General features: G+C 60.9%; 8 protein-coding genes and 2 pseudogenes. 4 read left to right on the top strand and 6 right to left on the bottom strand.

The features are described 5' to 3' along the window. Positions 1-13: 13 nt before the first annotated feature. Entirely contained in the window at positions 14-1,348 is a 1,335-nt protein-coding gene (locus V7S54_RS27170) for an ABC transporter substrate-binding protein (protein WP_336409093.1), read from the bottom strand. Positions 1,349-1,622: 274 nt separating this feature from the next. Between V7S54_RS27170 and V7S54_RS27165 the strand changes: the two genes are divergently transcribed. Both V7S54_RS27165 and V7S54_RS33325 read left to right on the top strand, forming a co-directional pair. Further along, positions 1,623-2,660: a LacI family DNA-binding transcriptional regulator gene (locus V7S54_RS27165; protein ID WP_336409094.1), complete on the top strand. Its 1,038-nt coding sequence runs from the start codon at positions 1,623-1,625 to the stop codon at positions 2,658-2,660. Positions 2,661-2,747: 87 nt separating this feature from the next. Further along, a pseudogene (locus V7S54_RS33325) lies at positions 2,748-2,882 on the top strand (hypothetical protein); the annotation flags it as partial. A 75-nt stretch (positions 2,883-2,957) separates the two neighbouring features. Here the strand turns inward: V7S54_RS33325 and V7S54_RS27160 are convergent. From V7S54_RS27160 to V7S54_RS27150, 3 genes and pseudogenes are all read right to left on the bottom strand, one after another. After that, positions 2,958-3,527 (bottom strand): annotated as a pseudogene (locus tag V7S54_RS27160) (polysaccharide deacetylase family protein); the annotation flags it as partial. Between the two features lie 2 nt (positions 3,528-3,529). Beyond that, complete coding sequence (locus V7S54_RS27155) at positions 3,530-5,698, bottom strand: glycosyltransferase family 2 protein (RefSeq protein WP_336409095.1); 2,169 nt, start codon at positions 5,696-5,698, stop codon at positions 3,530-3,532. 8 nt (positions 5,699-5,706) lie between these two features. Next, positions 5,707-6,498 (bottom strand): glycosyltransferase family 2 protein, encoded by a 792-nt coding sequence (locus V7S54_RS27150; RefSeq protein ID WP_065372985.1) that lies wholly within the window; start codon positions 6,496-6,498, stop codon positions 5,707-5,709. A gap of 757 nt (positions 6,499-7,255) precedes the next feature. Here V7S54_RS27150 and V7S54_RS27145 point away from each other — a divergent pair. Then, a complete protein-coding gene (locus tag V7S54_RS27145; RefSeq protein ID WP_336409096.1) occupies positions 7,256-7,558 on the top strand; it encodes a hypothetical protein in 303 nt (100 codons plus the stop codon). Positions 7,559-7,832: 274 nt separating this feature from the next. Here V7S54_RS27145 and V7S54_RS27140 read toward each other — a convergent pair whose 3' ends face one another. Next, on the bottom strand, positions 7,833-8,834 hold the full coding sequence (locus tag V7S54_RS27140; protein WP_336409239.1) for an NAD-dependent epimerase/dehydratase family protein: 1,002 nt from the start codon (positions 8,832-8,834) through the stop codon (positions 7,833-7,835). 328 nt (positions 8,835-9,162) lie between these two features. Between V7S54_RS27140 and V7S54_RS27135 the strand changes: the two genes are divergently transcribed. Next, positions 9,163-10,227, top strand: a complete 1,065-nt coding sequence (locus tag V7S54_RS27135; protein ID WP_336409097.1) for a hypothetical protein — start codon at positions 9,163-9,165, stop codon at positions 10,225-10,227. Positions 10,228-10,330: 103 nt separating this feature from the next. Here V7S54_RS27135 and V7S54_RS27130 read toward each other — a convergent pair whose 3' ends face one another. Next, positions 10,331-12,670 carry a tetratricopeptide repeat protein gene (locus V7S54_RS27130; RefSeq protein WP_336409098.1) on the bottom strand — a complete coding sequence of 780 codons (2,340 nt, stop codon included), beginning with the start codon at positions 12,668-12,670 and terminating at the stop codon, positions 10,331-10,333. Between the last annotated feature and the right edge of the window lie 18 nt (positions 12,671-12,688).

Genomic DNA, 12,688 nt, shown 5'->3' with positions numbered 1-12,688 from the left:
GCCTTGATGACCGTCAGTACTTGCCTTCGTCGTCGAAGATCTGCGTCCAGTCCTTGACGAGACCGTCGAGTGCATCCTGCGCAGAACCCTGGCCGGCGACCACATAGTCGTGGAAGCGCTTCTGCGTCGCCTGGAGCAGCGAGGCATAGGAGGGTTCGGCCCAGAAGTCCTTCACGATCGCCATGGAGTCGAGGAAGGTCTGGGCATAGGGCTGGCTGGTCGCAAAAGCAGGATCTTCAACGACCTTGCGCAGCGCCGAATAGCCGCCCATCTGCCACCACTTTTGCTGGATTTCCGGCTGGGCGAACCATTTGATGTAGGCGAGCGCATCGTCCTGCTTCTCGGACGCTGAGACTACGGAGATGCCCTGGCCGCCGAGCTGCGCGAAGGCAACACCATCGGGACCCGCCGGGTTCGGGAAGTAGCCCGACTTGTCGCCGCCCACATTGGCATCGGCATTGATGCCGGGCCAGGTAAAGGCGAAGTTCATGTGAAGGGCAACCTGGCCCGACTTGTAGGCGTCGATGTCCTCGGACATGTAGGCGTCGGAATGGCCAGGCGGTGTGCAGCAGTCGTAGAGCGCCTTGTAGAACTCCAGACCCTTCACCGCCTTGGCGGAATTCACGTATCCCTCGAGCTCGTAGGGCTTGTCGGGGTTTTGATACTCGAAGCCGAAGCTGTAGAGCACGTCCATCGCACCCATGGTGATGCCTTCGGATCCGCGCTCGGTGTAGATCGCGGCGCCGTAGACCGTCTTTCCATCGATCTCGCGCTTCTGGAAGAATTCGGCGATATCCTTGAGTTCGGCAAAGGTCTTCGGCACGGCAAGGTCGCGGCCGTACTTGCTCTTGAATTCCGCCTGCAGTTCGGGGCGGGCGAACCAGTCCTTGCGGTAGCTCCAACCGACGACGTCGCCGAATGCCGGCAGCGCCCAGTAGTTCGGCGAGTTCTTCGGCCACTCGGCATAACCGACGACGGTTGCCGGGATGAAGTCGCTCATCTTGATCCCTTCCTTGTCGAAGAAATCGTTGAGCTTCACGTACTGGCCGTTTTCCGCGGCGCCACCGATCCACTGGCTGTCGCCGATCATCAGGTCGCATAGCTTGCCACCGGAGTTCAGCTCGTTCAGCATGCGGTCGGCGAAGTTCGGCCATGGCACGAACTCATATTTCATCTTGATGCCGCTCTTGGCCTCGAAATCCTTGCTGAGTTCAACCAGGGCGTTTGCCGGGTCCCAGGCCGCCCAGCAGAGCGTCAGCTCGGCTGCGTTCGCGTGGCCGGTGTTTGCGACGCTGGCCGCCAGCAGGGCACCCAATGCGGCCAATGATTTGAAATGACGAAGTTCCATAGCTGGGGCCTCCTCCCCTTTCTTCCGACCTCCATCGGAAGCTGAAAACGCCTGTGGCGAATAGCGGGCGCAAAGCGACGTTCTTTTCGTGGGCAGGCCTCCCTCGCATCGCTCCGTGGCCTCACGCACTCCTCTGCCGGCCACAGCACAATTAATATTGAGGTGCGCACCTCAATGCAAGCAAATTTTGAGGTGCGCACATCAATTCTTGCTTTTCGATTGCTTTTGTTGGAGGAATCGCCCTGAAGGTTCGTGAGCAAAGAGAAGCGATTGCATGCGCCCTACCGCGAAAGACCTGGCAGAGGCCGCCGGCGTGAGCCTGGCCACCGTAGACCGCGTGCTGAACGACCGGCCGAATGTCAGCAAGAAGGCTTTCCGCAAGGTCAACGATGCCATCGAGCGCATCGGCTTCGTCAGGAACCCGGCGGCGGTTGCGCTCGCGCGCAACAAGACCTACCGGTTTCGCTTCGTCCTTCCCGTCTCGGGCGACCAGTATCTGAGCGAACTGATCGGGCGCGTCACCGAGGCACGCGACGCGCTGCGCGCCGATTCCACCGAGGTGGAGGCCGTGCAGATCCCGATGGCCGACCCGCACCACGTCGCCAAATATCTGAGCCTCATCGATCACGAGGCTGTCGATGGCGTCGCGGTGATGGCACCGGAATCGCCGCAGGTGCGCGATGCGCTGGTGCGGCTGGTGGAACGAGACGTGAGGGTCGTTCAGTTCCTGTCTGGTCAGGAACGGCTGGAAAGGGCCGACTATGTCGGTATCGACAACTTCGCGGCCGGCGCCACGGCCGGCAAGATCGCAGGCCGCTTCATCGGCAATCGGTCCGGCAAGATCATGGTCGTGGCGGAAACCATGATGGCACTCGATAGCATCCAGCGCCGCCTCGGCTTCGACAGCATCATCAATGCGCAGTTTCCGCATCTCCAGTGTCTGCCCTCGCTCGAAACCTATGCGGACAATGAGCGCGCGGAACTGATCATTCACCGGACGCTGCAACACAACCCGGATACGCTTGCCGTCTACGTGCTGAGTTCCGAGGCGCGGGCGCCGTTAACGGCGGTCTGGAATGCTCAGGGCTCGCGTCAACTCACCGTCGTTGCCCACGAGCGCACGCCGTTCAGCGAGCGGGCGTTGATGGACGAACGCATTGATGCCCTGATCGCCCAGGATCCCGGCCATGCGGTGCGAAGCGCACTGCGCATCATGCGCGCCCGCGCCGACCACCGTGAGCTCCTGGCCTCGCAGGAGAAGATCCGCATCGAGATCCTGCTCAAGGAGAACCTTCAGCTGCAAAGCCGGTGAGGTGATAGCCATGCGGCTGGCGAGCCGCGACCGCATGAAGCCCTGAGCCAGCTTCCGAACGTATCAGCGCCTTGGAAAGACGGATCGATGCAAGGCACGCATCCGCCGCGCCGCCCGCCAGCCTGTGGCGATGAGCCGGTCTACAGGCGGAGCAACGGGCACCTGCTGTTTCTCGATGAGATCCAAGAGCGCTTCCGGCGTCATTTCGCTGGTCACGACGATACGCGAAAGCGCGAACAGGTTTTCCGTTTCGTTGCTGAGTGCGTGGCGCACCCGGCAGGCAGCGAGATATCCGGCCTCCTCGGCAATACGACGGGTGGCGCGCGAAGCGTAGCCATGGGGATAGGCAAAGGTCGTCACGGCGCGACCCAAGCCGTCTTCCAACACCTTCTTGCTGTCACGAAGCTCATGCGTCGCCTTCGCCCATGACAGTGTGTCGAGCTCCGGGTGACTGACCGAATGGGCGCCGATCTCCACGCCTGCGCCCTGCAGATCGCGCAAGGCGGCCCAGTCGAGCATCGGCCGGTTGCCTTCGCCGAGATCGCCGAGCCATCGAGCGGTGGCGCCGACCAGGCCCGAGACGACATAGAGCGTTGCGGAAAAGCGCCGGGCCATCAGGACCGGCATCGCACCCTCGGCGAAATCACACAGCCCATCGTCGAAGGTGATTAGGCAGGTCAGAGGTGGGACCGGCTGGCCGCTACGCCGCAGGAGAGCGAGATCGCTAACCGTGATCGAGCGATAGCCATGTTCCGACAGGGCGTGGAGATGGGCGTCGAGCTCGCGTTGCGTCACCAACCAGCGCCGATAGGCCGAGGCACAGTCCGAACCTACGCTGTGGTAGACCAGAATGGGGATCGATTGCATGATCAGACCTCCCTTTCTGCCGGCCGCCTTGCGGTAAGGCCGCCATGCGGGCGGTCATCGCGCCGGCGCTTCGCCAGGCTGCGCAAGTAGCCGGGCACGCCCGCGAGGATGCCGAGACGCTCCATCCAAATGAGCCGTCGCGGATAGTCGGACGGCAGCCGTGCGGTCTTCTCCGAAGTGGGCCCGGCCATATGCAGGATGCCCGCTGGAAATGCCGCCGCGAGGCGGAGGGCCCGACGCGGATCGTCGACGACGATCTTTGTCAGGTAGGCGCCAAGGCCCATCCCGTAACAATAGGCCTGCCGACGCATCCCCTCTTCGCCCCGGCGATGATAGTGCCAGATGATACCCTGCGGCTGATAGACCAGCTGGAAGCCGCCATTGACGATGGCGAAGAATGCGGCGAGGTCATCGCCTCCGCGCGCCAGGGTTCCCGCTCCCAGCGCAGAGTCGAACCCTCCGACCCGGCGCAAGGCGCTGGCACGGAAGGCCATGTTCGCCCCGGACCCGAACTGGCCGGCCGTGAAGGGAAAGAGCACGCTCTTCGGACGGTTCGCCTTGAGATCGTAGACCCGGCGCTGCAGGCCCTTGCCGAAGCCACCATGCCGCTCCGTCCAGACCTGTGCCCGCGTTTCCAGCTCGGCGGGCAGGATCAAGCCGGTTACGCAGCCAACAGTTCCATCCTCCTCCATCGGCGCCGCCATCGCCTCGACCCAGTGTCGATCGAGCACCACGTCGTCATCCGTGAACAGGACGATATCGCTGGATACATAGCGCAGGCCTGAGTTGTGAGCCCGGCCGAGACCCGGTGTTGGCTCGAGCACATAGTGCACGCGGCCACGATAGCGTGCGGAAAGCAGATCCGCCGTTGCCGTTGAGGCGGGCGCATTGTCGACGACGACCACCTCATCCGGTGCGCGGGTCTGATCGAAGAGCGATGTGAGGCATCGGTCAAGGCTTTCGGCCCGATCGCGCGTCGCAATCACGACGGCGACCCGTTCCTTTGGAGGCGTCCGGTAGGCCATGATCGGTGCCAACGACGTGATGGACCCGATTTTGGCGAGCAGATCCGCCGGCTCGACGACCGGACCTTCATGTTCGAGTTCAACGATCGCGCGTGGATGGGACCCGGAACGGACAAGACAGAACACGCCACCATAGGCAACGCCGTCCGGCCGCGAAAGATCGATCGCAGGAAGTGGCTTTGCCTGGTCGATGCTGACGATCTTGATCGGCCGGAAGGTGGTTGCAGTCCTGGAATATTTTGCCACGAGATAACCCGCCATCGTGAAGGCAAGGCCGGCGATAATGGCGCCGGCGCGCATCAGCCCCCCTGCGTCCAGCCGCGTCGCCACGGCGAGCAGGCCGCGAACGACGCCTGCCGGCAGCGTCCGGGTCACATAGGAGCGTTCCGCGCCAAGGTTCTCCCCTGCTCCGACGGCCTTGACCACAGCGCTCTTGGAACGTCCCTCCGCTAGGCAGCGCCTGCGGAAATAGGCCCAACGTGATCGCTCTGCCGTGACGTGATGATGAACCATGGCATGCGGGTCGTAGAGGATCACCGAGTTGGGATAATGCTGGTGCGCCCGAATGCACAGCTCCGTTTCCTCGCAACCGGCCGCGTCCTGGCCGCTCCGGCCCATCCCTTCACGAAAGCCACCGACGGCTTCGAAAACGGATCGACGGAAGGACATGTTGCAACCGATAGGATTGCGAACGGGCCGCAGCCCCTCAGGCAGACCTCGGTAGCTGCAGCCGACGACCCATTGGAATTCTTCGGGAAACCATGATGGCCGGCCACTCTGCCAGAGCGGCAGGACCCCACCACCGACGCCGATGATCGCCGAACCGGCGTAATGGCTTGCCAAGCGCTGAAGCCAGTCTGGTTCGGCGACGGCATCGTCGTCGAGAAAGGCAACGACATCCATGGGGGCGGACGCGCGCACGCCGGTATTGCGTGCCCCGGACAACCCCTGTGCCCCTGCGTTTGCCAAGACCTCGACCTCAGGAAAGGAGGCCCGGATCGCGTGCAGCAGAGCTTCGTTATGGTCGATGACGACAACGACCCGCTCGGGCCGTCTCGTCTGGTTCAAAACGGAACCGATGGCGTCGCCAAGCTGCTGGCGGCGCTCATCGGAATAAGCGCAGATAACAACCGCAATTGAAGACATGGCGGACCTCAACTGGTCCGCTGCGGACGGTTCCTGACAACGCTGACCATGGGACCACGCCAGCTCATACCGAGCCGCGTGATCGTCTTGAGCACACGCCAGCCATCGGGGATGGTACGAAGATTGCTGACCCCATGGATGCGGGCGTATTCTCGGCTCGGCAGTTCGGCGATCGCGAGGCCGGCCTGGAGAGCGCGAATGTTCATCTGCGTCTCGATTTCGAAGCCGGTGGCGGATTCGACACGCAGATGTGGCAACACATCACGCCAGAAAGCGTTATAGCCGTAGCACAGGTCGCTGTAGCGGCCGCCGAAACGCAACCGGACCAACTGCAGCAGGCCCCAGTTTCCGAGCCTGCGGTACCATTCCATGTCATGCGTATCGCCCCCCTGCAGGAAGCGCGACCCTTTGACGAAATCCGCGCCGGCGAGCAAGGCGCCGACGAAACCGGCCATCTCCGCCGGATCGGCAGAGCCGTCGGCGTCGAGTGTGACGAGAATGTCACCGCGCGCTGCGGCAAACCCGACAGCGAGCGCAGCACCTTTCCCGAGGCGGGGCTGCTCTATGACGACGATGTCCGGCATCAATTCCCGCGCGGTGGCCACGGTTCCGTCGGAGGAGTTTCCATCGACAAGGATCACCTCGTCGATCCATGCGGGGATCCGCGGCAGAACGTGCGGGAGGTTTTTCGCCTCGTTGACCGTCGGAACGATAACACTGACACGCGGGACGGAAATGGCGCGGCCTATTGCCGCTGGACGAAGCGCTGCCCTTAATGGATTCTGAAATTGTTCACCCATTTTATTCAAATTCCTCCAGTTTAAAAAAAATTGAAAACAAAAAACTTCCGACCCCGGTCATGTTTCTGACCTTGGAAGAGAAAACTCTGTATTACTTGTACATATTCAGTTTTATTACAATATTCTAACTTTGTAAACTACCACGCGTTTCCCTTGCGAATCATCATGTTAGAGAATACGGCCCGATTTTTTTCGAATTATTTCAGGATAGTTGCCGATCACGATTTTATTACAAATAAATAACTATGTATTACGCGTGATATTCCGATGTTTCCGTAAAAATCTCGGCAATATATTCTTATAATGTCGCTGATTTTCCATCCAATCTATATTTATATCCGTAATTTTTTACTGGAAAACCGTGTCTCAACCGATTTTCGCTATCCTCTCCAACACCCATCATATAAGCATTTTCTTAACTACTGGATTTTTGTCTCGATAGGAGACGGGAAGCGGAAAATTGCTCCCGGGATTCCGCCTGAAATGCTCAGATGAAGCTTGACCCCACAAGCACATCTTGGCGCCAATTCCATGGAGCCGGTAGGCTAAAAGAACAGGAATTCTTGCGGTATCGGCAACGGATGCACATATCATACGGGCGTATCAGGGCAGCAAACAATTTCCCTAACCCTTTGAAATTACGTAATTTCAGAGGGATGGTGGCCTTACATTTTGCCCTGAGGTTGCGAGATTGATAGCGTGCGGATAGGGAATCGCGTATCTTGCATGCCGAAGCGAGATGAGAGCAGATCAGCCGATGCAGCCAGAAGAACAGATCGCCAAGGCGCCGTCCACAGATCCTGTGAAGCGGTGGATGGAGTTGATGGCTGAGTGGGAAGCCCTCACCGCAGAACTCCGCGACGCTCGACGTGCCGTCGAACAGTCGCCCGCTGCGGACAAGAGCGCATTGATGGAAGCCGAGGCCGCGTTGCTCGCCAAAGCGCGAGGGCTCAAGGAACAGATTGATGGCGTACTGGCTGACGCGGCCAGTCAACGCCAACCTGTCAACGGCCCGCTCGTTGTCGGCACGCTGATTACACCGAACAAAGGCAAGCGGTAGGGCATCCCGCTCTCAAGTGGAATCACTCGAAGCGGAAAGATGCTCCAGAGCAATTCCAGGAAAAGTGCGAAACGGTTTTCCGTCCGGAATTGCGTAATTTCAAAGACTTAGTTCACTTCAGTGTTTCGATGAAACAATGAAATGATCTAGAACTGGCCCCCGAAAGCGCACTTGGCAGCGTTCCGGCGAGAGCACCCGCCCTACTGCCCTGAAGCCGCCCAATGGCGCGCCAACAGGATGCCGCAGCGGTTCTGGCGTGCCCATCGCTCAAGTACTACTGCAGCAGCCGCGCCAGTCCCGTGCGAAGATCCGTCCGGCACTGATAGCCAAGGATCGTCTGAAGCGCTTGCGCGCATCCCTTGGAGCGTCGAACTTCCCCGAGCAGACCGTCCACATGCTCGATGCCGCACGGGGAATTCGTTTCCTCGATCATGATCCGTGCAAGGTCGTTTATCGTCGTCTCGACGCCGCTGCAAACATTGATCACGGTAGCACCCTGCCTGTCGCTGCCGACCGCGCGGATCAATGCCTCCACCACATCGTCGACATAAACGAAATCGCGGGTCTGCATGCCGTCGCCGTAGATGGTGATGTTCTCGTTGTTTTTCAGTCGCTGGGCGAACTTGGTGATCACCCCGGAATAGGGAGACGATGGGTCTTGGCCCGGACCAAACACGTTGAAGAACCGTAAGCCGGTCGTGGAAAGACCGTAGACTTCATAGGCGGCGCGCGTGTGAAGTTCGCAGGAGAGTTTGTCGGCTCCATAGGGCGAGAGAGGAACACACTTGCCATCTTCGGACAGCGGCAGGTCCTGGCTTGCTCCATAAACTGCCGCTGACGAAGCATAAACGAGTGGAAGCTTGGTACCGGTGCGGGCGAGCTCTTCAACGATCGTCAACAGGCCCGTGATATTGATGGCGTGGGACGACGTTAGTTGCCGGTTGCAGCGCTCGACCGAAGCGACGGCTGCCAGATGGATGCAGGCATCGACACCCGCAAGTGCGCGCTGGACGGTCTCGCGGTCGAGAATGGAGCCTTCGACGAGAGTGGCCCCGCTTGGGATGTTCTCAGGTTTCCCCGAACTCAGATCATCAAGGACGACAACGTCGTGGCCGGTCTGCAGCAAGCGCCGTGCGAGGTTTGCACCTATGAAGCCGGCCCCACCGGTTACCAAAATCCTATTCAAGTCGCTGCCCTCACGCTGGTCGGACTCGGAACGCGATGCCTGATACGCGCTGGCACCGATCAGATCACACCAACCGGCGTGATTGACCATGCCGTGCAACCGGCGCTCGCTGTTCTCGCTGCCTCAATCCTCCATTGTCGCGCAGGCGCCGTCAAGGCTGGAGAACCGGCACGCTCGGTGTGGCGCGATCGGCCACATTATGGATTGCTTGCAAAGCGCCTCGTGATATAACTACGGCGTTTTAAGAAACTGATCGATTGACCGCTACAAGGGTCCGGACCGGTTCTACACCAGTCGATATCCAGGAGCTTTCTAAGATATTTCTGCACAAGTCATTGTTGTTGAGAAATTGCCGAGGCTTCTCCTGATGCCTGAAATTCGCCCCTTGCAGGCCCATGATCTTCCCGTTGTCGCCGACATGTTCCAGCGCGAATTGCGCAGGCAACGCGGTCCTGCGCCGCCATCTCTTGCCGGTTACCTCAAGCGCCTCTATCTCGACGCCATTGACGGTGATGTGGGATCGCCATCACTGGTGCACGTCGGTGACAATGGCAATGTCTCTGGCTTTGTCGGCGTCACATCAATGCCGATGCGCTTCGCAGAAGCCAGGTTAAACGCCTCGATTTGCGGGTCGTTGATGGTCGATGCCGATCAGCGCAATGATCTCGCCGGCGCAAGGCTACTCAAGGCCTTCCTGGCCGGCCCGCAGGACATCTCCTTCAGCGAGACGGCAAGCGATGTCACCGCCGGCATGTGGATGACGCTGCGCGGCTCGATCCTGCCTAAGTACAGCCTCGACTGGGTCAAGATCATCCGGCCAGCGAGCTTTGTCGTTGCGGCGGCCAGAGCGAGAGTTCCGCTCGCTGGCCTGGCAACGCCCCTTGCGCGCCTCGCCGATGCCGGCCTGGGACGATTTCGCAGCGGAGAATTCTCGCGCTGGTTTGGCGCCGGTGGCGTCGCAGCTCAAACCGGTCGCTACGCGCTGGCAGACATCGATCAGGAAGGCTTCTCGAACCTCATCGGCAAGTTCACCTCGAAGTTCCCGGTCCATCCTGCATGGGATGATGCCTTGCTTCAGCGCATCATGTCGGATGCCGCAACCAAGCAGGATTTCGGCGGAACGGTGCGATGCACTGTTTCAGCCCGGACGGGGACCATTATCGGAGCTTTCATGTATTTTGGAGGGACCGGCGACATTGGTCACGTCCTGCAGGTTCTGGCCCTGCCCGGCCAAGCGGGGGCCGTGATCGACTGCCTGATTGCGCATGCGGCGGGCGCTGGTCTGGCAGGTATCAGGGGAAGAACCCAACCCGCGCTACTCGAAGCGATGCTCGGCCGGCGAATCTTCTTCTTCAACATCAATTCGACGGTGGTTCATGCCCGCGATCCGGAGCTCGTTCACCAGTTTCAAGCGGGCAACGGCTTCTTCAATGGGCTCGTCGGCGAGCACTGGAGCCGCATATTCGGCGACAGGTTCGACTGACGCCTCCAAGCCTCGAAGACAGCACGCGAAGCGCCTTCTCCAAGATGGGACAGCCTCGCACTCCTGGATAGTGTCCTCAATGTCGACCAGCCGGTAGCGTGTCCTAAAACGCGTAGGCCAGCACATCTCCGACCTGACTGCTCATGGGCCCGAAACGGCAGGCGTTTCGCATCGATTTCGACGCGCAATAACGGTTGACGGCACGCATCGTTGCGCGCGTGAGGCTGCCATTCAGCGGGCCGCTGTAGATACCGACCTCCTTGAGCCGGTACTGCGCTAGGTAGATGTAGGCGTTCGGATGCGTGGTACGCATCATGCGGATGAGCGATTGACGCGATTCCGCCGACAGTTCCTGCATGCGGACTGCAATCGACTGCAAGCCGCGCTTCGAAGTCGCTGCCGAGAACAACATCTCCTCGACAATCCGATCGCCTCGCGACAGCCGAGGCGAAATCTCCGCGAACAATTGCTGGGCTCGATTCATATCGGCCTTGAAAAAGGTCGTGCGTCCATAGCGACGACCATCGCGATAGTAGCTGATAAGCTGGCGCGCAGCCGCGATATTGCCTTCACTCGCGGCACTTTCGAGCAGCGCGGCCGCGGCCTTGCCGTTGCGCTTCGTGCCCATGCCGTAGAGCATGGCGTCAGCAAGGGGAATGACAGCGTCCTTCAAGCCCATGGCTTCCGCCTGCCGTAGCGCGACGATGCCATCGGCCGCCCTGCCGGCGTTGCGCAAGAGGCTCTGTGACTGCACGGTCCCCAATATCAGCAGCCCGTAGGGGTCGCCGGCCTTCGCCGCCTGTCGATAATAGTCCGCAGCACGCCGACCGTTGCTCGCCTGCAGTTTCTCTTCGCGGTAGAGATCGCCGAGTCTGATCAGACCTTGCGTCCAGCCAAGCGAAGCGGCCTCGCCATACTCGCGCATCGCTGCCTTCAAATCGGGCGGACCAGCGTCACCTCGAGCAAAGAGGTCGCCCATCACGACATGCGCTTCGCCCTCGCCGCTCTCTGTGGCCGCCTTGACCATGGCGCGACCGGCAACGACGTCCTGCGCAGTGCCCTGCCCGCGCGCGATCATGGCTCCGGCTCGAACCGCTCCAATATAGTTGCCGCGCGCGCCCGCTTGGCGGTAGTAGTCGAGTGCCTTGGGGAAGTCCACGGCGACCGTCTTTCCGTCACTGAAGAAGTCGCCGAGACGCACCAGCGCATCCGCCTCGTCGAGGTCGGCTGCGCGCTCGTATGCCGCAACGGCCCCAACTCCATCGACATCACCGGACTCTGGTTCCCGCAGGAGATCACCGAGGCTGATCAGTGCGGCCGCGTTGCCGCCCTCGGCGATGCGCCGAACCATGCTGCGTCCCGCTTCGACGTCACGCGGCGTACCGGAGCCATGCGCCGTCATCTCACCCAACCGTAGCATCGCATGGGTGTTGCCTGCGTCCGCGGCACGTCGGTAATAGCCAAGCGCCAATTCGGCGTCAGGCGCAAACGGGGCCGGGATGATGCCGCTATGGACATCGCCAAGAAAGGTGAGTGCTTCTGCATCACCTGTATCGGCCATCGACCTGATCGTGGCCAACGCGCCTTCGACATCCTGCTCGGTACCTCGGCCGCGGAAGGTCAATTCGGCCACACGCAATTGTCCGAACGGGATGCCAGCCTTGGCCGCCCTCTCATAAAACTCGAAAGCCTTGGCGTAGTCGGGCTTACCGCCACGGCCGCTGCCGACCAGGTCTCCCAGGCTCAGCAGCGCATCCGAGCGCCCAAGCGCTGCCGCTCGGGCATAGGCCGCCTGTGCGCCCTCGATATCGGCAGGACCTGAATCGCTTCCACTGAGCAGATCGCCGAGCGAAACGAGGGCGTAGACATTGCCCTTGTCGGCAAGGGAGCGCACCAGTGCGCGTCCCGCGGCCACGTCCTTCGTAGTTCCCTCGCCGCGCGCCAACATTTCGCCGCTGCGCAGGATACCGGTTGCGCTCCCGACCGCCGCAGCACGGCGGTAGTATTCATAGGCGCGCGGCAGATCGATTGGAACGGCCGAAGGGTCCGCATGGCTATAGATGCCACCCAGCAAAGCAAGGGCAGCGCCATCGCCACCTGCGGCTACCTCCTCGATCAGCGAAAGACCCTTTGCAGTATCCGGCTGCGTGCCGTGGCCAAAAACGCGCATCTCGCCCACACGGAGCTTGGCCACGACATTGCCGGCATCGGCCGCCCGCTGGTAATAATTCAAAGCCTTGGCCGGATCGTGGTTGGCATTATCCTCATCGCTGTAGAGATCGCCGAGCCTCAATAGCGCGTCGGCATTGCCGACACGCGCGGCAATGCCGGAATCGCCGGAGGCCGGAGGCGCGCTCTGATCAGAGGTTGCTTCTGCCGACCACGCCGCACCCGCCAGGGTCAGAACGACCGCCGACAACACGAGATGAGATGTCCGCCACAACGCCAAACTCCTTTACAA

Origin of the sequence: Ensifer sp. CCNWLY38, from assembly GCF_037120565.1 — a bacterium.
Taxonomy (GTDB): Bacteria; Pseudomonadota; Alphaproteobacteria; order Rhizobiales; family Rhizobiaceae; genus Ensifer; species Ensifer adhaerens_H.
Note: the sequence above shows the minus strand (reverse complement) of the source record. Positions and strands in the feature narration are given on the sequence as shown.